Consider the following 20,868-nt stretch of genomic DNA (forward strand, 5'->3'; position numbering starts at 1 on the left):
GTGGGATCTTACCCAAGCCGTTCCGTGCAAGTTGGTAAATCGCTCCAAGAGAATTTTTGCCATTTATCCAGCCATCAAAGATCTGTCAATGCCGCCTAACGCCTGAATTAAGCCGACCCGCGGCGGGGCGGTTACGAAGCCGATGATACCCAGAACCCGACGCAGCTAGCCAACCTGATGCGGGTTCGGCTTGAATGAATTGTTAGCCGTGCGGGTTGCCTGTGCGCTCATAGTTTTTAATGTAGCTTTCAATCCCCTGCGCGGTACCAGTAACGAGGAGCCTGCCAGTGAGCCTCTCGACTAGGATGGGTGCGTTACCCGCAATGGCATAATTAGTGTCTCGGGTCTCGTGCCACTTTCTTGAGGTGTGAAAGAACACCCATCCCCATGGCTTTTCGATGGTGTGGGCATCAAGGATGACGATCTCATCGTCCTCGGGAAGCCATTCTGGCCTGCTACAGACTGAGGTAGCAACGAGTTCTCGGGCTTGCTCTTTCGTGATCATGCGATTTAGCGGTTAACGCCTGAGTTAAGCCGAGCCGCGAAGCGGGTTCGGCTTGAATGAATTGTTAGGGGGCTGCTACGGCGTGTTGAGCTCGGACAGCTCAACCACGTACAAGCGCCCCCCGGCCGTACTGAACTCTACGCGGCAATCGTACGCTACGTTGCCGCCGGGCTCGGGCAACGGGCCGCGAACCCAGTAGTTGGCGACGGCGGAGGACAGCAGGCTGGTCTCGAAGCCTTCCTTGGCCAACAAGACCGGAAGAGCAGAAGCCAGCTGCCGCACGCCCAAGGCGCCTTCTCCGGCCAAGGGCGGCCGCGACGTGCCAGCAAGGAGATCCACGGCGACGGAGCCGCCGGCAGCAACGACCGAGCGCGCGAAGTGATTAATGCCGTAATCGCCAGCCCAGTAATTGAGCGTGCTGGCGAACTGATGGCAGACGTTGTGCGCCACTGATTTCAGCGGCTTCAGCGACAATGACACTCTCCAAGCCCCCTAACGCTTGAATTAAGCCGAGCCACGAAGTGGCTTCGGCTTGAATGAATTGTTAGGCGCCGCCCTCATAAATCAGCTGAGCAAGCTCCGGCAGGAGTGAGTATCCGCTGGACTCTGGGCTGGAGGGCAGTGCCACAACCTCAATGTGCTGGACTTGCTCGGCAAGCGCGAGCTCTCCAAGCGCACACTCCAGCATGATGAATGTCCCTGCAAGAAACTCTTGCTCTTGCGCTGGATCGTAATGAGCGTAGCCAATTCGAAGCCCCAAGGCACTTGGGTCAGCCGATGATTGGAGAGGCATGTACCAAGTTGCCTTTGGGCTGAGAGTTATTCCTGCGTAGGAGGTGTCAAAATCAAAGCCTTGAGCTGGCTTGAACGCAATGAATCTCCATCCAGGAATAGGCGGAGCGGATGCGACCAAGGAACGGACTGCCGAGAAGTAGCTTGTCCGTCCCTCAGCTGACACGATCAGTTCATTGCAGCCATCGTCCGCTCGTCCTGTCTCAAACCACAGATGCGAGCAGTAGGCATGCAAAGCTTCTTGTATCTCATCGAGCAGTTCTTCATCACGCGGCAACTGTATGTCACGGAACTTGGCTTCGTTCCGTTCGAACCACTCCCAAAAGTCGCGTTGATCTTCCATGCGGTGCCTAACGCCTGAATTAAGCCGCGCCGCGAAGCGGCGTCGGCTTGAATGAATTGTTAGACCTGCCAGCCGTGGGTCCAGCCCTGCCTACTTGAAACTCTACCGGAACTTGATGGCGGCAGGCATGCTGTCTGCGCGGATAGCGCCATTGGGCAACGGCAGAAAGAATGGCCTCGTTGTATCCGATGGGTTGACCGGCGCTATGACCGACAGGATGCCACTCCGTTGAGACGATAACGGGTGACTGCACTTGACCAGCGGAGCTAATGACAAACGAGACTTGGGCTTTGCCAGAGAACTCGTTGTGCAGCCGGGGCGGCAGCTTTGGTGGAACCGTCGATGCAGGAGTAAGCCCAGAAGAACAGGTCGGGAGTGGCGCGGCAGCAGCGCATGCGCCAAGCGTGATGCCAAGAAAGAGAACTACCAAATTGCAGATTGTTCTCATGGCAGGTCTAACGCCCGAATTAAGCCGACCCGCGAAGCGGGTTCGGCTTGAATGAATTGTTAGACCTCAACTGAGGTTTCGTCTGCATACGGTTCACTCTGCCAAGAATCGTATGTGGAGTTTCTGTACGCCATTGTGCCCGGCGGAAGATCCGCAAGAATCCCAATGGAGCGATCAAGTTCATAGGCGCAGCCCATACAGATGATCTTGCACTCATCAGTTGCCCCGGTCTCGCCGTGTAAGAACTGCCACTCGCTGTCATGATCATGAAATACCAGGACAATAGGCGCTGCGTCATCCAGTACGCGATTGGACGTATAGGCAAGCGTGTTCTCTGCCAATTGAAATGGCCAAGCGTCCGGAAGAAAGCTGTGCTGGTGCGCCGATACTGTCGCCATTGGGGTCTAACGCCTGAGTTAAGCCGACCGGCGAAGCTGGTTCGGCTTGAATGAATTGTTAGGGCCCAACGCCCGGCTCTTGGTTACCAGCATCATAAATGTCCAATCCAAGTGCAATGCCGCGCTGGCCCAGGGCAAGCAGTGCTTTTGCCGAGAGAGGCAAACCGTCATTGCTGCCTGTCATAAAGATGCCGCAGAACAGATCCGGCTCATAGCAGGTCAGGGACTCCCAAACGCCAAGATCGTGAGTGAGCTGGTCGAGGATCTCAAAGATCTGTGCCTCCAAGTCCTCGGGCTCGCGGCGTGCCACGCTCAGGCGCCAGCTGCCGGTCTTAGCTATGCGCACAGCCCCGGTGTTGCGCCCCACAATTTCCTGGCCCTTGCAGCACGACTCGGTCGGACCAGCACCAAGCAATGCACTGACTCTCTCGGGGACGAGGTCATCACCGAAGAATCGAAGTGTTGCTACGGAGTGGTCGAGTGCTCCCATTGGACCCTAACACCTGAGCTAAGCCGAGCCGCGAAGCGGCTTCGGCTTGAGCAAATTGTTAGGCCTGGATAGCCCAACGAAGGTTGCCAGCAGGGCTGGCAAGTCGACAAGCTGATTGTCTTGCGATGCTTCCGATGCTGGGCTTGCCACGTGGACGCTCCGATGCGGTGACTCGCCAAGTTTCAGCTGGCTGGCGCTAGGCCGCAAGCCGCGATGCCGAACCAGTGAAAAGCCACACGCCTAACTACTAGTAGACCCCAAGCCGGGGTGCTATCGGAGTTTGCTTCGCGGGCGGTCGCTCGTCAACGCGGGAAAATCCGAACGACATCATGGCGTTATCCCATGACAGCGGCAGGAGGTCGTCTTCAAAATGACGATATAGGCGGCAAGGAGGCCCCGATATGTCTTATGACGGCGAGCAGACCCGAATATCGGCTCAAGCTGTGCAGGGACGCGAACCGCGGTTGTTGGAGCAGGTAAGGGCCCGGATGCGGCTCAAACATTACAGCTTGCGGACCGAGCAAGCGTATGTGTATTGGATTCGCCGGTATATCCGGATCTGGTTGCCGCGCCATCCGCGCGATCTTGACGGCAAGGCGGTAGAGGCGTTTCTTTCAGGTTTGGCGACGCGGGACAGCGTGGCCGCCAGTACCCAGAACCAGGCGCTGTCGGCGCTGCTGTTCCTGTATCGGGAGGTCTTGGGGCTGGAGTTGGCATGGATGGAGAACGTGGTCCGGGCCAAGCGGCCGCAACGCTTGCCTGTGGTGCTGTCGCGGGCACAGGTGTCACGCTTGCTGGAGCGTCTGGCGGGGCGGGAAGCGCTGATGGCGGGTCTGCTCTACGGCAGCGGATTGCGCGTGATGGAATGCGCGCGTCTGCGCGTCAAGGATGTGGACTTGGAGCGCAATGAACTCACGGTCCGCGATGGCAAGGGCGGCAAAGACCGGATGACGGTGCTGCCCGGCGCACTGCGTCAATCCTTGTCGCGGCAGCTGGTCGAGGTACGCCTGCTGCACGCGCGTGACCTGGCGTGCGGACTGGGACGGGTGTACTTGCCGCATGCACTTGCCCGGAAGTACCCGAATGCAGCGGCCGAGACAGCCTGGCAGTATGTGTTTCCAGCGACGCGCATCTCGCTGGACCCTCGCGATGGTGTGCGCCGGCGCCATCATATCGACGAGAAGGTCTTGCAGGCAGCGGTGCGCCGTGCCGCGCTTGAGGCCGGGTTCGACAAGCCGGTGACACCGCATACGTTGCGCCACTGCTTTGCGACCCATCTGTTGGAGGCGGGTGCGGATATCCGGACGGTACAGGAGCTGCTCGGCCACAAGGACGTGACCACTACCCAGATCTATACCCATGTGCTCAATCGCGGCGCGCGCGGGGTGCTCAGTCCGTTGGATCGCTGAAGCCCGCCTTCGGTTCCAGCCTGTGCCGGTCAGCATCGTGGTCCCGTTCGAGGTGCCGCCTCCCCGTAGGGGAGCCGGCATCCTGACGCGTGCTGCCGCCCGCACTCACACCATCGGCAGGTTGAGCCCCTGCTCTTTTGCGCAGGCCTTGGCGATCTCGTAGCCGGCATCGGCATGACGCATGACGCCGGTGCCGGGGTCGTTCCAGAGGACGCGGGCGATGCGCTTGTCGGCGGCTTCGCTGCCGTCGCAGACGATGACGACGCCGCTGTGCTGGCTGTAGCCCATGCCGACGCCGCCGCCGTGGTGCAGGCTGACCCAGGTCGCGCCGCTGGCGACATTGAGCATGGCGTTGAGCAGGGGCCAGTCGGAGACGGCGTCGCTGCCGTCGAGCATGGCTTCGGTCTCGCGGTTGGGCGAGGCAACGGAGCCGGAGTCGAGGTGGTCGCGGCCGATGACGACGGGCGCCTTCAGTTCGCCGTTGCGGACCATTTCGTTGAAGGCCAGGCCCAGCTTGTCGCGCAGGCCGAGGCCGACCCAGCAGATGCGGGCGGGCAGTCCCTGGAAGCTGATGCGCTCGCGCGCCATGTCGAGCCAGCGGTGCAGGTGGGCATCGTCGGGGATCAGTTCCTTGACCTTGGCGTCGGTCTTGTAGATGTCTTCGGGGTCGCCGGACAGGGCGACCCAGCGGAACGGGCCGATGCCGCGGCAGAACAGCGGGCGCACGTAGGCGGGAACGAAGCCGGGGAAATCGAAGGCATTCTTCAAGCCTTCATCGAACGCCATCTGGCGGATGTTGTTGCCGTAGTCGACGGTCGGGATGCCCCGGGCGTGGAAGTCCAGCATCGCCTGCACGTGGGTGCGCATCGAGGCCTTGGCGGCATCGCGGACGCGGTCGGGATCCGACTGTTGCGCCGCCAGCCATTGTTCGACGGTCCAGCCGGACGGCAGGTAGCCGTGCACGGGATCGTGGGCGCTGGTCTGGTCGGTCACGCAGTCCGGGCGTACGCCGCGGCGCACGAGTTCGGGCAGGATGTCGGCGGCATTGCCGAGCAGGGCGATTGACTTGGCTTCGCCGCTGGCGGTGTAGCGGGCGATGCGCGCGAGTGCGTCGTCGAGGTCGCTGGCCTGTTCGTCGACGTAGCGCGTGCGCAGGCGGAAGTCGATGCAACGCTGCTGGCACTCGATGTTGAGGCTGCTGGCGCCGGCCAGCGATGCGGCCAGCGGCTGTGCGCCGCCCATGCCGCCGAGTCCGGCGGTCAGGATCCACTTGCCGCTGAGGTTGCCGCCGTAATGCTGGCGTCCCATCTCGACGAAGGTTTCATAGGTGCCCTGCACGATGCCCTGGCTGCCGATGTAGATCCAGCTGCCGGCGGTCATCTGGCCGTACATGGCCAGGCCCTTGCGGTCGAGTTCGTTGAAGTGTTCCCAGGTCGCCCAGTGCGGGACGAGGTTGGAGTTGGCGATCAGCACGCGCGGCGCATCGACATGGGTGCGGAACACGCCGACCGGCTTGCCGGACTGCACCAGCAGGGTTTCGTCGTCGCCCAGCGTGGTCAGGGTCTCGATGATCCTGTCGTAGCTTTCCCAGTCGCGCGCGGCGCGGCCGATGCCGCCATAGACGACCAGTTCATGCGGGCGCTCGGCGACGTCGGGATGCAGGTTGTTCATCAGCATCCGCAACGGCGCTTCGGTCAGCCAGCTCCTGGCGGTGAGCGTGCTGCCGGTAGGGGCGATGATGGTGCGGCTGGCATCGAGGCGGGTCATGCGGACGTCCTTTGTGCTGAGGCGAATGACAGGCAGGCGTGCAGTACCTGCTGCAACGTGTTGCGGAGGGGGGCGGCGTAGGCTGGGTCGAAAGCCGGGGGCCAGTTGGCCTCGGTGACGACACCGGGTTCGGGCATGTAGCCGCGGCAGCCGAGTTCCATCTGGATCGAATGCACGCCATTGGCGGGGTTGGCGTGCTGGCGGGTGATCCAGCCACCCTTGAAGCGGCCGTTGCGGACGTGGCTGTACCCACTGCCGGCGCAGATGCGCTCGACGGCATCGGTCAGCACCGGGTCGCAGCTGGCATCGTCGTTGCTGCCGATGTTGAACTGCGGGAGTTCGCCTTCGAACAGGTGCGGGATGCGCGAGCGGATCGAATGCGCGTCGTAGACGACGATGCCGGGATGCAGCGCACGCAGGCGGCGGATCTCCTGCGCGAGTGCGACGTGGTAGGGGTCGAACCAGGTGGTGCGCCGCCGCGCGACCTCGGCGTCGTCCGGCGCCCGCCCGGGCAGGTACAGCGGGGTGTCGTCGAAGGTGTTGGTCGGGCACAGGCCGGTGGTGTTCTGGCCGGGATACAGCGAGACCCCGCTGGGGTCGCGGTTGACGTCGATGACCGAGCGCGAGATCGCGGTGCGGAGGGTGGTGGCGCCCATGTCGTGCGCGAAGTCGTAGAGCTTGTGGATCCACCAGTCGGCATCGCGGCGTGCGAGCCACGGCGAGACGTAGTCCGGCAGCAGGCTGTCGGGCAGGTCGGTGCCGGTGTGCGGGAAGCTGACGATCAGCGGGGCGTCGCCGCGGCGGATCTCCAGCCAGTCGTGCTGCAGTGGCGCGTGCTGCGCGTTCATGCCTGCAGCTCCGGCAGCAGCGGCTGCAGCGTGCGGGTCAGCGCGCCGCTGCGCACCAGTGCGGTGGCGGTGAGCAGGTCGGGGTGGAAATAGCGGTCGTCCTGCAGCGTCGGTACCTGGCGGCGCAGCTGCGCGCGCACGTCTTCGAGCGCGGCGCTGGAGCGCAGCGGCGCATGGAAGTCGCAGCCCTGCGCGGCGGCCAGCAGTTCGATGCCGACGACATGCGCGGCGTTGGCGGCCATCTCCAGCAACCGGCGCGCGCCGTGCGCGGCCATCGAGACGTGGTCTTCTTGGTTGGCCGAGGTCGGGATCGAATCGACGCTGGCCGGATAGGCGCGCTGCTTGTTCTCCGACACCAGCGCGGCGGCGGTGACCTGCGGGATCATGAAGCCGGAATTGAGGCCGGGTTTCGGGGTCAGGAACGCGGGCAGGCCCGACAGTGCCGGATCGACCAGCATCGCGGTGCGGCGTTCGCTGATCGAACCGATTTCGCAGACCGCCATCGCCAGCATGTCGGCGGCGAATGCGACCGGTTCGGCGTGGAAGTTGCCGCCCGACAGCGCTTCCAGCGTGTCGGCGAACACCAGCGGGTTGTCGGAGACGCCATTGGCTTCGATCGACAGCGTGGTGGCCGCCTGCCGCATCAGGTCGAGCACCGCGCCCATGACCTGCGGCTGGCAGCGCAGGCAGTAGGGATCCTGCACGCGGGCATCGTTGTCGCGATGCGATTCGCGGATCGCCGAGCCCTGCATCAATGCGCGCAAGGCATCGGCGGTCGCGATCTGTCCGGGCTGGCGGCGCAGTGCGTGGATGCGCGGATCGAACGGCGTGTCCGAGCCCTTGGCCGCCTCGACTGACAAGGCGCCGGCGACCAGCGCGGCCTGGAATACGGTCTCGATCTCGAACAGGCCGGCCAGCGCGTTCGCGGTCGAGAACTGGGTGCCGTTGAGCAGGGCCAGGCCTTCCTTGGCGCCGAGCGTGACCGGTGTCAGTCCGGCGCGGGCCAGTGCATCGACCGCAGGCAGGCGTTCGCCGCCGATGAAGGCTTCGCCGACGCCGATCATCACGCCGGCCATGTGCGACAGCGGCGCGAGGTCGCCGGAGGCGCCGACCGATCCCTGGCTCGGGATCACCGGGATCACGTCGTGCACCAGCATGGCTTCGAGCAGCGCGAGCGTGTCGGGATGGATGCCCGACGCGCCCTGCGCGAGGCTGGTCAGCTTGAGCGCCAGCATCAGGCGGGCGACCGGCAGCGGCATCGGCTCGCCGACGCCGGCCGCGTGCGACAGCACGATGTTGCGCTGGAGGGTGGCGAGGTCTTCGCGCTCGATGCGCACGCTGGCGAGTTTGCCGAAGCCGGTATTGATGCCGTAGACGGGCTCGCCGCGATCGACGATGCGCTGCACCGCGTCGGCACTGCGCGCGACTGCGTCGAGGCAAGCGGGATCAAGGCGGATGGCGGTGCCATCGGCGGCCTGATAGATCGCACGCCATTGCGCGAGGGTGATGTCGCCGGGCGTCAGGACGATGGCAGCACTCATGCCGGGTTTCCTTTCCAGATACGTGAATGAAGGGGGTTGAAGCCGATGCGGTAGACCAGGTCCGCGGGTTGGCCGATGTCCCAGATCGCGAGGTCGCAGCGCTTGCCGGTTTCGAGCGTGCCGGTGTCGTCCAGCCGCCCGAGCGCGCGCGCGGCTTCGCGGGTAAAGCCTGCGATGCATTCGTCGACGGTCATCCGGAATAGCGTCGCGGCCATGTTCATCGCCAGCAGCGGACTGGTCAGCGGCGACGTGCCGGGATTGCTGTCGGTCGCCAGCGCCATCGGCACGCCGGCCGCACGCAGCGCGGCGATCGGCGGGACCAGGGTTTCGCGGGTGAAGTAGAACGCGCCCGGCAGCAGCACCGCGACGGTGCCGGCGGCGGCCATCGCGGCGACGCCGGCGTCGTCGAGGTGTTCGATGTGGTCGGCCGACAGTGCGCCCAGGCCGGCCGCCATTTCGGCGCCATGCTGGTTGCTCAACTGTTCGGCATGGATGCGGGTCGCCAGGCCATGCGCGCGCGCCGCTGCCAGCACCTGCGCGGACTGCTCGCGCGAAAACGCGATGCGTTCGCAGAAGACGTCGACGGCGTCGGCCAGGCCGGCCGCCGCGACCGCCGGGATCATCGTCCCGCAGACTTCGTCGACGTAGGCCTGCGCGTCGCGTCCGGCCGGGATGGCGTGCGCGCCGAGGAAGGTCGCGACGACGTCGACCGGCTGCGTGTGGCGGATCCGCGCGATCGCGCGCAGCAGCTTCAGTTCGTCTTCCAGCGTCAGGCCATAACCGGACTTGATCTCGAGGGTGGTGACGCCCTCGGCCAGCATCGCGCGCAGGCGCGGCAGGCTTTCCGCGACCAGGCCGGCCTCGTCGGCGGCGCGGGTCGCGCGCACGGTCGAGGCGATGCCGCCGCCGGCCCGTGCGATGTCCTCGTAGCTGGCGCCCTGCAGGCGCTGCTCGAACTCGCCGGCACGATCGCCTGCATAGACCAGATGGGTGTGGCAGTCGATCAGGCCGGGGCTGATCCAGCGGCCTTCGCCGTCGATGCGATGGTCGGCCGTGAACGCCGGTGCGGCATCGGCAGGGCCGGCGTACACGATGCGGCCGTCGGCACTGGCCAGCAGCCCGTCCTCGACGATGCCGAGCCCGGCGCGGGACGATGCCAGCGTCATCAAGCGGGCGTTGAACCAGAGGGTGTCGCAATGCATCTCGGGGGCCAACCTGTGGCAGACTATTTGTATATACAATATGACCATCCTTGGTGAGGTGTCCAGTGGCGGAGCAGAACATCACGAGCGGGCAGCGGTTCTGGGCGGGCGCAGCCCTGCTGCCGGGCGGCTGGGCGACGGGCGTCGCCATCGATATCGACCGGGGCCGCATCGTCGGCGTGCAGCCCGATGTCGAGGCCGTGCCCGGTGACCAGCGGCTGCAATGCGTGGTGCCTGGACTGGGCAATCTGCATAGCCATGCGTTCCAGCGCGGCATGGCGGGGCTGGCCGAGATCGGCGGCGGCGACGGCGACAGCTTCTGGAGCTGGCGCAACCTGATGTACCGCTTCCTCGAGCGGCTGCAACCCGAGGATGTCCACGCGATCGCCGCGCAGGCCTATGCCGAGATGCTCGAAGCCGGCTTCACCCGCGTCGGCGAATTCCATTACCTGCATCACGATCCCGACGGCCAGCGCTATGCCGACCCGGCGGAGATGGCCGCGCGCATCGCCGCTGCCGCAGACGAGACCGGCATCGGCATGACGTTGCTGCCGGTGTTCTATGCGCATTCGGGCTTCGGCGGGCAGCCGCCAACGCCAGCGCAGCGCCGCCTGATCCACGACATCGACGGCTTCGAGCGCCTGTTGCAGGGCTGCCGTGTCGCGTTGTCGGGCATCGACGACGCGGTGCTCGGCGTGGCGCCGCACAGCCTGCGCGCGGTTACCGCCGCGCAGCTCGCGCAGTTGCCGGCGCTGGTCGATGGCCCGGTGCATATCCACATCGCCGAGCAGGTGGCCGAGGTCGAGGCCTCGCTGGCGTGGTCGGGCCAGCGGCCGGTGCAATGGCTGTACGCCAACATGCCGGTGGATGCGCGCTGGTGCCTAGTGCATGCGACCCATCTCGACGATGCCGAGCTCGAGGCGATCGTCGACAGCGACGCGGTGGTCGGCCTGTGCCCGATCACCGAAGCCAACCTCGGCGACGGCCTGTTCCCGTTGCGCGCGTTTTCCGATGCGGGTGGCCGCTTCGGCGTGGGCTCGGACTCGAACGTCTACATCGATGCCGCCGAGGAACTGCGCCTGCTCGAATACGGACAACGGCTCACGCACCAGCGCCGCAACGTGCTGGTGGGCGATGCCAGGCGCTCGACCGGCCGGCACCTGTTCGAAGCGGCGCTGCAGGGCGGCGCGCAGGCGCTCGGGGTGGCGACGGGCCTGAAGGTGGGCGCGCCTGCTGACCTGGTCGAACTCGATCCCTCGCATCCCGCGCTGGTCGCGCGCCATGGCGATGCGATCCTTGACAGCTGGCTGTTCGCTGCCCGTAATGGCGCGGTCAAATCGGTATGGCGACAGGGACGCAGGCTTGTGGCCGAGGGTCGCCACGTCGCCCGCGAACGCATCCAGGCGCGCTACCAGCAGGCATTGTCGGCACTGCTGCGGGGTTGACGATGTCGACGAGGGCCTGGGCTGGCGGCAAGGTAATGTCTATGCGCATGGAGCGTGGCTGAGTGAAACCCCATCGTGTGAGCCCGCTCAACCAACGCATCCGCATGGACATCGAGGGCAACATCCTCAGCGGCAAGTGGCCGCCCGGCCATCGGATCCCGTTCGAGCACGAGCTGATGACCCAGTACGACTGTTCGCGGATGACCGTCAACAAGGTGCTGTCGTCGCTGGCCGAAAAGGGCATGATCGAACGCCGCCGGCGCGCGGGCTCGTTCGTGGCGCGCCCGCATCCGACGATCGAGTCGGTGGCGCTGGAGATCCCGGACATCCCCTCGGAAGTGGCCAACCGCGGTTACGTGTACCGCTTCCAGTTGCTGTCGCGCCGCCGCCGCAAGGCGCGCAGGCTGGTGGCGCACGAAGTGGAACTGTCCAGCGACGACATGGTGCTGGCGCTCGACAGCGTGCACTACGCCGACGATGCGCCGTTCGCGCTGGAGGAACGCGTGCTGTCGCTGGCCGCGGCGCCGCAGTCGCTGGACATGGACTTCTCGACGACGCCTCCCGGCAGTTGGCTGCTGCAGAACGTGCCGTGGACGCGTGCGCGCCATCGCATCACCGCGATCAACCTCGATGCCGCGCAGTCGCGGCTGCTGCAGGTCGCGGTCGGCACTGCCTGCCTGGTCATCGAGCGCCAGACCTGGGTGGGCGAGCAGGCGATCACCTACGTCAAGCAGATCTTCCTGGGCGATGCCTACGACCTGATCGCGCATTTTTCGCCCGGCGGTTCGCGCCAGGGCTGAGACGCGCAGCGACTGGCAAGCAGTGAGTGGCACGCACTGACGTCCGCTCGCCTGCGTGCGGTCCACCGTGGGCATGGCCTACGATAGCGGTTGCGATTCCACCGTCCGGATGCCGACATGCCCGCAAGCAGCAAGCGCCAGGCGCTGATCCAACGACTGGAGACCGAGGCGCGCACGTCGCCGGGGACTTATCGACTGAAGCTGGCCCTGCTGGCCGCCGCCGGCTACGCGGTGTTGATCGCGTTGTTGCTGCTGGTGCTGGCTGCGCCGCTGGCGATCGCGTGGCGGGTGTTTGTCGATGGCGTGCGGCCGGGGCCGGAGATCGCCTATGCGCTGCTGTTGCCCGGCTTGATGGCCGTGGTGCTGGTGCGGGCATTGTGGATCCGCTTTGGCGAGCCCGATGGCCATCGGCTTGCGCCCAACGAGGCGCCCGAGTTGCAGCGCGAGATCGAGCGCCTGCGCCGCGAGATCGGCGCGCCACCATTGCAGGGCATCCACATTGATGGCGAGCTCAACGCCGCCGCCGTCTACATGCCGCGCATGTTCGGACTGCTCGGCCATCACCACCACCTGGTGCTCGGCCTGCCGCTGATCGCCCTGCTCGAGCGCGACGAGCTGCTGGCGGTGATCGCGCACGAGTTCGGTCACTTCGGCGGGCAGCACGGGCGTTTCACCGGCTGGATCTATCGCGTGCGGCTGAGTTGGTATCGCGTGCTCGAGGGCCTGTCGGGCCACTCCGCGGTGCTCTCGCGCCTGCTCGGCAAGTTCTATGGCTGGTATGTGCCGTACTTCAATGCCTACAGCCACGTGCTGGCCCGCGCGCACGAATACGAGGCCGATGCGGCCTCGGCGCGTGCGGTCGGTCCGGCGGTCGCGGCCAGTGCGTTGATCCGTGTCGAATGGGGCGCGCGTCGCCTGCACGCGCGGTTCTGGCCATCGGTGTTCGCGCGCACCAGCAGCCAGGGCCATCCGCCGGCGATGGTGCTGGCGCAGATGCAGCGCGCGCTGGCCAGCGAGGGCGATGGCGCCGGTGCGCAGATCGAACGCCTGTTGCAGGTCGCGCGGCAAGCGGCGGACCCGGACGATACCCATCCACCGCTCGCGAAGCGTATCGAGGCGATGCAGGCCTCTCCGCGGTTGCTGCCACGCACGCAGTCCGCGCTGGCATTGCTGGGCGATGCCGCGCCGGCGATCGAGCGCCGGCTGGAGAACGCATGGCGCGAAGGCGTGCGTGCGCATTGGCGCGCGCGCCACGACGCGGCGGCCAGCGAGCGCTCGCGACTGGCCGAACTCGACGTGGCTGGCAGCCTGACGCCGGAACAGCAGGTCGAGCATGCGCGGCTGGCACAGCGCATCCGCATCGATGTCGACGCGCTGCCGTTATTCGAACGTGCCTTGCAGGCCAAGCCCGACAGCGCGCTCGCGCTGCTGCAGGCGGGCGTGCTGCAGCTGGAGCGTGGCGACGCAGATGCCGGGGCCGCGCGCCTGCACCAGGCGCTACAACGCGATGCGGGTACGCTGCGGCCGCTGCTGGTGGAGCTGGACCGGCTCGAAGCCGATCCCGATCTCGATGCGGCGACCGTCGCGGCCGTATCCGCGCTGCGCGCCGGCATCGCGCCGCGGATACAGGCGCAGCAGGCCCGCGATGAGGTCTTCGCTGCTGGCGACACGGGCGGTGCAGACAGGACCGCCCCCCGACTCCAGCGGCACGATGTCGACGCTGCGGGCCTGCAGCGCCTGCGGCGTGTACTGGCGCGCGAGCCGCGTATCGCCAGGGCCTGGCTGGTGCTGCGTTCGCCGCAGATGCAGGAAGACGCACCGCATTACCTGGTGTTGCTGGACTGGAAGGGCTCGGTTGCTGGCGAGGCGTCCGCGCTGCCGCAACTGGCCAAGGCAGTGGATCTGCCCGGCGAACTGAGCGTGTTCACCGGCAGCAACGCCGCCGGGCTGGCGCGCGACGTCAAGGACACCGGCGGCGAGCCGGTGTTCGTGCGCGGCGCGCGCTGACGGCGCGCGGTCGCATCCCATGCACCGGTGCATCCCGTATACCGGCGAGGCACGGCGGGCCGGTCCCAGGCTGTGTTCATGTTGCAGCGATGTGACCGCACTGCGCTGCAGTCGCGCGCGATGGCGTGCGCAGGTGGCGCCATCGCGGGCGTCGTGCGGGGTGTGCCATGGCGCCGATCCGGCGGGCTTGCGGCGGTGATCGCACCCCTGCCGGGTCGCAGGCTCTAGAATGCACGCTTTCCCCCGCAAGCCGGAAGCGCGCCAATGACCGCCTGGTCCACCGACCTCGCCCGCAAGACCTACTCGATCCCGCATTGGGCCGAGGGCTATTTCGATGTCGACGACGCCGGTCGCATCCTCGTGCGGCCGCAGGGCGACAAGGGTCCGTCGATCGCGTTGCCCGAGGTCGTCGACATGGCCCAGCAGCGCGGCGCCAACCTGCCGTTGCTGGTGCGTTTCCCCGACATCCTCGGCGACCGCCTGGGCAAGCTGCAGGCGGCGTTCGCGCAGGCGCAGGCCGACTGGGATTACCAGGGCGGCTACACCGCGGTCTATCCGATCAAGGTCAACCAGCATGCGGGCGTGGCCGGCACGCTGGCGTCGCACCATGGTGAGGGCTTCGGCCTGGAGGCCGGCAGCAAGCCCGAGTTGATGGCGGTGCTGGCGTTGTCGCGTCCGGGCGGGCTGATCGTCTGCAACGGTTACAAGGATCGCGAGTACATCCGCCTGGCGTTGATCGGGCGCAAGCTCGGCATGCAGACCTTCATCGTGGTCGAGAAGCCATCCGAGTTGCCGCTGGTGCTGGAAGAGGCCAAGGCGCTCGGTGTGACGCCGGGCATCGGCGTGCGCATGCGGCTGGCGTCGCTGGGCGCGGGCAAGTGGCAGAACAGCGGCGGCGACAAGGCCAAGTTCGGGCTGTCGCCACGCCAGGTGCTGGACCTGTGGAAGGCGCTGCGCGATGTCGGCATGACCGACTGCCTGGGCCTGCTGCATTTCCACATGGGTTCGCAGATCTCCAACGTGCGCGACATCGCCAATGGCATGCGCGAAGCCACGCGCTACTTCGTCGAGCTGTCCAAGCTGGGCGCGAAGATCAGCCATGTCGACGTCGGCGGTGGCCTGGGCATCGACTACGAAGGCACGCGTTCGCGCAGCTTCTGCTCGATCAACTACGGCGTGCTGCAGTACGCGTCCAACATCGTGCAGCCGCTGGCCGATGCCTGCGCCGAGCACCAGCTGCCGCCGCCGCGCATCGTCACCGAGTGCGGCCGCGCGATGACTGCGCACCACGCGATGCTGGTGTCCAACGTGGTCGAGGTCGAGGAAGCGCCGGAAGGCCGCGTGCCCGACGTCCACGACGACGAGCCCAGCGTGGTCCGCCACCTGCGCGAGATCCATGCCGAACTCGATACCCGTCCGGCGGTCGAGCTGTTCCAGGACGCGCAGCATTTCCATGCCGAAGGCCTCAGCGCCTACGCGCTCGGTCACATCGACCTGGTGCATCGCGCGCGCATCGACGACCTGTTCTATGCGATCGCCCATGGCGTGCGCGAGCGGCTGAGCTACGACGAGCGCAACCACCGTCCGGTGCTCGACGAGCTGGGCGAGCGGCTGGTCGACAAGTACTTCGTCAACTTCAGCGTGTTCGAATCGATGCCCGATGTCTGGGCGATCGACCAGGTGTTCCCGATCGTACCGATCGAGCGTCTCAACGAGCTGCCCGAGCGCCGCGGCGTCATCGCCGACATGACTTGCGATTCCGACGGCAAGATCGATACCTATGTCGAGAACGAAGGTCTGGATACCTCGCTGCCGCTGCATTCGCTGAAACCCGGCGAAAGCTACCGGTTGGGCTTCTTCCTGATCGGCGCCTACCAGGAAATCCTGGGCGACATCCACAACCTGTTCGGCGATACCGATGCGGTCGAAGTGCGCGTCAATGGCGACGGCTACACGCTGAGCCAGCAGCGCCGCGGCGACACCACCGACGTGATGCTGGATTACGTGGGCTACAAGCTCGACGACCTGCGCCGGATCTACAAGGCCAAGGTCGGCGCGGCCGACATCAGCCCGTCCGAGGCCGCGCGCCTCAATGAGGCTTTGGAATCGGGACTGACCAGCTACACCTATCTCGACGACGCTCCCCAGGGCTGAACGTGGGGCTGCGTATTGGCTTGGCGTCAGAATCGTTCTGACGCCTGACGTCAGAGCATGCCGGGCCGGAAGCGGGACTTCCGGCTGATCGTCCGAGACGAGGTGCGGAACACGCCGTCGCCGCTGTAGTGCAGCAGCTCCGGTGTCTTCGGCGACACCGCGGCCTGCGCCTTGACGATCTCGAAGATGAAGAAGTTGTAGCGCTCGACCATCGCGTCGTCATGCAGCCTGCATTCGAAATGCGCATGGCATTGCGCGATGCGCGGTGCGGACACCTGGCGTGATGGCCTCCGGTCTAGCCCGAAGCGTGCGAACTTGTCGGTGTCGGCGCCGCTGCAGTTGCCGATGCCGACCACGACATCGGTCAGCGCGGTGGTCGGCAGGTTGATGACGCATTCGCCGCTGCTGCGGATCATGTCGAAGCTGTGGTTGCCGGCCGAGATCATGCAGCCCACCAGCGACGGGCTGAATTCCAGCACCGTGTGCCAGCCCAGGGTCATGATGTTGTCATGGCCCTGCCAGGATGAGCTCAGCAGCACGATCGGCCCGGGCTCGAGGAAATGCCGTGCCTCGGAGACCGGGACATGGCGCTTTGCGCTGCGTCGCTGGACCGGCTTGCGGGGCATGGCGGTGCCTGCGTCAGCCCGGCTCGCGGTGGACCTGGAAGCCGGCGAACGACTGGCTGACCGGCATCACCTCGATGCGGTTGATGTTGAGGTGCGGCGGCAGGTTCGCGATCCACCACAGCGTCTCGGCGACATCCTCGCCGGTGATCGGATGGACGCCCTGGTACAAGGTATCGGAGGCGGTCTGGTCGCCGCTGGTGCGCACCAGCGTGAATTCGGTTTCGGCCATGCCCGGCTCGACCGAGGTGACGCGCACGCCGGTGCCGTGCAGGTCGCTGCGCAGCCCCAGCGAGAACTGGCTGACGAAGGCCTTGCTGCCGCCGTAGACGTTGCCGCCGGGATAAGGATAGCTGGCGGCGATCGAGCTGATGTTGAGGATCGCGCCACGGCGTTCGATCAGGGTCGGCAGCAGCGCATGCGTCAGCGTGGCCAGGGCGGTGATGTTGGTGTCGATCATCTGCCGCCATTGCGCGAGGTCCGCGCGCTGCGCCGGTGCGGTGCCGAGCGCGAGGCCGGCATTGTTGACCAGCACGTCGACGTCGCGGAAACCTGCGGGCAATGCCGCCAATGCATCGCGCGTGGCCGCTTCATCGCGGATGTCGAACGCGGCGACATGCAGCCGTTCGCTGCCATGGGTGTCGAGCAGGGCCTGCAGGCGATCGGCGCGGCGACCGGTGGTGACGACGCGCCAGCCGCCTGCGAGGAAACGGGCGACGGCCGCGGCGCCGAAGCCGGAGGTACCGCCGGTGATCAGGATGGTCTTGGTCATGCCGCGATTCTAGGACGGATCGCGCCGGCGATGAATGCCCCATCGCTTTAGAAGGCCTTGCGGCACCAGCGAAGCCCGCGTCAGTAGAGATTCTTCTTGTAGTCGCTGTCGAGCCCTTTCTGCATCAACCCCGGGATCGAGATCGTGGTCCGCACCAGTGCGGCCTGCAGACCACGAGACCGGCTGAGCTTGACGTGCGCCTTGAAGATCTCGGCAGGTTCCAGCGTGTGCGGCGGACGCGGGCGCGCCGGCCAGGGTCGCGCGCGTGCAAGGGCCGCGCTGGGTTGCAGGCACAGGCTGGAGGGTTCGACGCAGGTCGCGAGCCTGGGCGTCTTGTCCTGCACGCGGAACAGGCTGCGCATGTCCTCGTCGGCGTCGAGTCTTGCGCTGCCGGTGACGTGCAGCGCCTGGTGGCGGCCGGGCACCAGCGCCAGGATCGCGATCCGCGACTGCGCCAGGATGTTGCGGAAGCTGTCGACGCGGCGATTGCCGGGGCGGTCCGGGAACCAGATCGCGCCATCGTGCATGCGCAGCAGCGCGCCTGTCGGGTCGCCCTTGGGGCTGAGGTCGGTGCGGCCCTCGTGGTCCATGGTGGCCAACAGCATGAAGCGGGCGTCGTCGATGAAGCTGCGGGTGTCGCCCTGCGTCTCGTCCTGCGCAGCATCACCGGGTGCGTCCGCGGATGCGTCGGGGGGCGCGTCGATGCCAGCCGGCGACGTCCAGAAGTCGGAGCGGATCACGGCCTTGGCGCAATGCAGGTAGCACTCTTCCACGGCGACGCGCACCTCTCCGCCATCGACGGTGAGCACGCGCCCGTTGACGCGCAGCGTCTCGCCCATGCCCGGCACCATCATCAGCGAGCCGAAGCCTTGGCCGGCGCGGACCTGCTCGGGCGCGTCCAGCAGCGCCAACGGAAGCGACAGATGATGGGCGTCGATCGCGTGCGCGAAGCCTTCAGGGCCGCCGGCCGGGCTGATCGCGATGCCGCTGTCGTCGCCGAACGCCGCGAACAGCAGGGGGCACGCCGCCAGCCAGGCGATCGCATGCGCGTCGAGATGATCGATGACCTTGAGATCGCGCGGCCCCGGCAGTGTGCCGATGCAGGTCTCGAGGGCGGCCGTGCTGTCGATGTCTTGGCGCATGCGGGTGACTCCGTGTGCAGGGAGGCTGCGGTGCTGCGTTTACTGCGGATGCTCGGGGGACCGCGGAGGCGTGCGCGTGAGCGTCGCGGCGGGCAGGGCCCAGACGCTGTTGGGGTCGCCGCGATGGGCACGGCGCAGGGTGGCGGCGGCCATGCGCCAGAACGCGACGGCCATGCACAGCGCGGTGGCGTCGATCAGGAAGCGATGCCAGTTCCCGTGCAGCATCGCGGCCAGCAGGTGCTCGCCGGCGCCGAGCCAGCCGGCGACCGGGATCGCGGCGGTCAGCACCGCGCACAGCCGCAACAGTTCATGGCCCGCGCGCGCCGGGGGCCGCAGCAGTGCCCAGGCGACGCAGACGAAGAACACCGTGAAGTAGCTGCGCGGTACCCAGCCGTGTGGCAGCAGCGCGCCGGCCAGGAACACCGCCGAGACGCCCGCCACGCAGCCCAGGCACACGCCGAGCGTCAGCCCGGCCATGATGCGCGTGCGCCGCGGTTGCGCGACCTGCCGGCGCTTGCGTCGCGCTTCGACCCACAGCAGGTTGCCGCTGTAGAACAGGAACGCGCCGGCCAGGCCGAGCAGGAAGTACAGCCACTTCACCGCGGACCGGCCGAAGTTGCCGTAGTGCACCGCCTGCAGTCCGCGCAGCATCGACATGCCCGGCGGATAGTCCTGCGGGCCGAGCGCGCGGATGACCTCGCCGCTGGCGGCATTCATCGCGACCATGCCCAGGTGGTTAAGGCTGCGTTGCGGCAGGTCGCCCGACAGCGTGACCCGCGCATTGGCATCGCCGGCGTCGTGATAGGACAGGCTGCTGACAGCGATGCCTGGCAGTGCGATGCCGGCGCGGCGCACGAGTTCGGCCACCGGCAGCATCGGGCGCGGCACGCCGGCCGGCTCGACATGCGGTGCGACCTCGAAATCCTGCTCCAGCACCTGCAGCAGCCGGTTCTCGAACACCAGGAACTGGAAAGGCGCCAGCATCAGGAAGCCGATCGTCAGCACCGCCCCGCTCCACGCGAACACGACATGGAACGGCAGCGACAGGATGCCGATGACATTGTGCGCGTCCTGCCACATGCGCTTGATGTTCTTGCCCAGGCGCAATGCGAACAGGTCTTTCAGGAAGCCCGGCGCGTAGATCACCACGCCACTGACCAGCGCCAGTCCGTACAGGATGCAGACCACGCCGAACAGGTAGGTGCCGAACAGCCGCGGCAGGCCGGCGGTGAAATGCAGGTCGTAGATGAAGTCGATGAAATCAGCACGCGCAGGCACCTCGGCAGTCGCACCGTCGTCGTCGGCCACGACCTTGTGCTGCTGCGCGGCCTGCTCGTCGTACCAGTACACCGCCGGCTGCGCGTCGCGTTCGCCCGGCAGCACCAGGGTCAGGTTGTGCGCAGCCTGCGGGTGGCGTTGCAGGACGTCGTCGAGCAGGGCCTGCGCGCGTTCGTTTGCGACGCCTGTCGCCGGCACCGTGGCCTGCGGGCGTTCCCAGCCCTGCAGTTCCTGCACGAACACGGTGATCGCGCCGGCGTAGAAGGCAATGAACAAGGCCATGCCGGTGACGATGCCGACCCAGGTGTGGACGGCCAGGAAGATCCGCAGCGTCGCGGCCTTCATGCCGGCAGCTCCGCCGCCCAGCCGAGCAGCTTGATCGCGTGGATCAGCCCGAAGCACAGTAGCGTCGAACCGCCCATCCACGCCCAGGCCCGCCCGCCGCTTCGGCTCAGGAACGCCAGCGACATCACGCCGATCCACAGCGGGAAGGCCATCAGCAACCAGGGCAGGGTGATCCGCGTCAGCTCGCCGGGCCACAGCAGCACGATCAGGCCGATGATGCCGACCGTCAGTGGGAGGCCGAGCAGGGCGGCGGCCAGCGATTTAGCCCACATCGCTGCGTGCCTGTGTGGTCAGTCCCCAGGCATCCAGGTACGGCAGCGCCACCAGCCCCAGCATCAGGGCGGTCAGCGCCGAGAACAGGCCCGCCCACAGGCCGAGCGCAGCGACCGCCACCAGGGCGGCCGCACAGACACACAGGCTGGCGCCGATGCGCAGCGCGCGTGCGTGTCCGCGCGCACGCACCCAGATGCGCTGGTGGGCGCAGGCCAGGTAGAACGCCGATGCGGCCAGCCAAGACAGCGACAGGAACATGAGCGACAGGAACAGGAAGGTCATCGTC

19 protein-coding genes are annotated in these 20,868 nt (G+C 66.6%); 5 read left to right on the plus strand and 14 right to left on the minus strand.

Annotated elements, in window-relative coordinates; translation table 11 throughout:
* Positions 1–202: 202 nt before the first annotated feature.
* The 4 genes from ACYX7E_RS03355 to ACYX7E_RS03370 all read right to left on the minus strand — a co-directional run bounded on the left by ACYX7E_RS03355 (position 203) and on the right by ACYX7E_RS03370 (position 2,976).
* On the minus strand, positions 203–505 hold the full coding sequence (locus ACYX7E_RS03355) for a YrhB domain-containing protein (RefSeq protein WP_462079144.1): 303 nt from the start codon (positions 503–505) through the stop codon (positions 203–205).
* A 75-nt stretch (positions 506–580) separates the two neighbouring features.
* On the minus strand, positions 581–979 hold the full coding sequence (locus tag ACYX7E_RS03360; RefSeq protein ID WP_462079145.1) for a hypothetical protein: 399 nt from the start codon (positions 977–979) through the stop codon (positions 581–583).
* A gap of 70 nt (positions 980–1,049) precedes the next feature.
* Complete coding sequence (locus ACYX7E_RS03365) at positions 1,050–1,640, minus strand: hypothetical protein (protein WP_462079146.1); 591 nt, start codon at positions 1,638–1,640, stop codon at positions 1,050–1,052.
* A gap of 904 nt (positions 1,641–2,544) precedes the next feature.
* A complete protein-coding gene (locus tag ACYX7E_RS03370; RefSeq protein ID WP_462079147.1) occupies positions 2,545–2,976 on the minus strand; it encodes a DUF4279 domain-containing protein in 432 nt (143 codons plus the stop codon).
* Positions 2,977–3,377: 401 nt separating this feature from the next.
* Between ACYX7E_RS03370 and ACYX7E_RS03375 the strand changes: the two genes are divergently transcribed.
* The gene (locus ACYX7E_RS03375) at positions 3,378–4,385 is read left to right on the plus strand and encodes an integron integrase (protein ID WP_462079148.1); all 1,008 of its coding nucleotides are present in this window, start codon (positions 3,378–3,380) and stop codon (positions 4,383–4,385) included.
* Positions 4,386–4,490: 105 nt separating this feature from the next.
* On the opposite strand, the gene hutU is transcribed toward ACYX7E_RS03375, so the two are convergent.
* From hutU to hutI, 4 genes are read right to left on the minus strand one after another with little or no spacing between them, the layout of a single operon-like run.
* Complete coding sequence (hutU, locus tag ACYX7E_RS03380; protein WP_462079149.1) at positions 4,491–6,152, minus strand: urocanate hydratase; 1,662 nt, start codon at positions 6,150–6,152, stop codon at positions 4,491–4,493.
* Complete coding sequence (hutG, locus tag ACYX7E_RS03385; protein WP_462079150.1) at positions 6,149–7,000, minus strand: N-formylglutamate deformylase; 852 nt, start codon at positions 6,998–7,000, stop codon at positions 6,149–6,151. The genes hutU and hutG overlap by 4 nt, the downstream gene beginning before the upstream one ends.
* Positions 6,997–8,541, minus strand: coding sequence for a histidine ammonia-lyase (gene hutH / locus ACYX7E_RS03390; RefSeq protein WP_462079151.1), 1,545 nt, complete (start codon positions 8,539–8,541; stop codon positions 6,997–6,999). Before hutH ends, hutG begins: the two co-directional genes overlap by 4 nt.
* On the minus strand, positions 8,538–9,743 hold the full coding sequence (hutI, locus tag ACYX7E_RS03395; protein ID WP_462079152.1) for an imidazolonepropionase: 1,206 nt from the start codon (positions 9,741–9,743) through the stop codon (positions 8,538–8,540). The genes hutH and hutI overlap by 4 nt, the downstream gene beginning before the upstream one ends.
* Positions 9,744–9,808: 65 nt before the next feature.
* On the opposite strand from hutI, the gene ACYX7E_RS03400 reads away from it, so the two are divergent.
* The 4 genes from ACYX7E_RS03400 to speA all read left to right on the plus strand — a co-directional run bounded on the left by ACYX7E_RS03400 (position 9,809) and on the right by speA (position 16,149).
* The gene (locus tag ACYX7E_RS03400; protein WP_462079153.1) at positions 9,809–11,188 is read left to right on the plus strand and encodes a formimidoylglutamate deiminase; all 1,380 of its coding nucleotides are present in this window, start codon (positions 9,809–9,811) and stop codon (positions 11,186–11,188) included.
* Between the two features lie 104 nt (positions 11,189–11,292).
* Positions 11,293–11,988, plus strand: coding sequence for a histidine utilization repressor (gene hutC / locus ACYX7E_RS03405; protein WP_462079464.1), 696 nt, complete (start codon positions 11,293–11,295; stop codon positions 11,986–11,988).
* Between the two features lie 117 nt (positions 11,989–12,105).
* Positions 12,106–13,995 carry a M48 family metalloprotease gene (locus ACYX7E_RS03410; protein ID WP_462079154.1) on the plus strand — a complete coding sequence of 630 codons (1,890 nt, stop codon included), beginning with the start codon at positions 12,106–12,108 and terminating at the stop codon, positions 13,993–13,995.
* 264 nt (positions 13,996–14,259) lie between these two features.
* Positions 14,260–16,149: an arginine decarboxylase gene (gene speA, locus ACYX7E_RS03415; RefSeq protein WP_462079155.1), complete on the plus strand. Its 1,890-nt coding sequence runs from the start codon at positions 14,260–14,262 to the stop codon at positions 16,147–16,149.
* Positions 16,150–16,199: 50 nt separating this feature from the next.
* Here speA and ACYX7E_RS03420 read toward each other — a convergent pair whose 3' ends face one another.
* From ACYX7E_RS03420 to ACYX7E_RS03445, 6 genes are all read right to left on the minus strand, one after another.
* Positions 16,200–16,775 carry a flavin reductase family protein gene (locus ACYX7E_RS03420; RefSeq protein WP_462079156.1) on the minus strand — a complete coding sequence of 192 codons (576 nt, stop codon included), beginning with the start codon at positions 16,773–16,775 and terminating at the stop codon, positions 16,200–16,202.
* Positions 16,776–16,788: 13 nt separating this feature from the next.
* Entirely contained in the window at positions 16,789–17,544 is a 756-nt protein-coding gene (locus ACYX7E_RS03425) for an SDR family NAD(P)-dependent oxidoreductase (RefSeq protein ID WP_462079157.1), read from the minus strand.
* An 80-nt stretch (positions 17,545–17,624) separates the two neighbouring features.
* Complete coding sequence (locus ACYX7E_RS03430; RefSeq protein WP_462079158.1) at positions 17,625–18,686, minus strand: pyridoxamine 5'-phosphate oxidase family protein; 1,062 nt, start codon at positions 18,684–18,686, stop codon at positions 17,625–17,627.
* A 39-nt stretch (positions 18,687–18,725) separates the two neighbouring features.
* Entirely contained in the window at positions 18,726–20,309 is a 1,584-nt protein-coding gene (locus tag ACYX7E_RS03435; protein WP_462079159.1) for a PepSY-associated TM helix domain-containing protein, read from the minus strand.
* Positions 20,306–20,581 (minus strand): hypothetical protein, encoded by a 276-nt coding sequence (locus ACYX7E_RS03440; RefSeq protein WP_462079160.1) that lies wholly within the window; start codon positions 20,579–20,581, stop codon positions 20,306–20,308. Before ACYX7E_RS03440 ends, ACYX7E_RS03435 begins: the two co-directional genes overlap by 4 nt.
* On the minus strand, positions 20,571–20,864 hold the full coding sequence (locus ACYX7E_RS03445) for a hypothetical protein (RefSeq protein WP_462079161.1): 294 nt from the start codon (positions 20,862–20,864) through the stop codon (positions 20,571–20,573). Before ACYX7E_RS03445 ends, ACYX7E_RS03440 begins: the two co-directional genes overlap by 11 nt.
* Positions 20,865–20,868: the final 4 nt, after the last annotated feature.

Source organism: Luteimonas sp. RIT-PG2_3 (genome assembly GCF_054902115.1).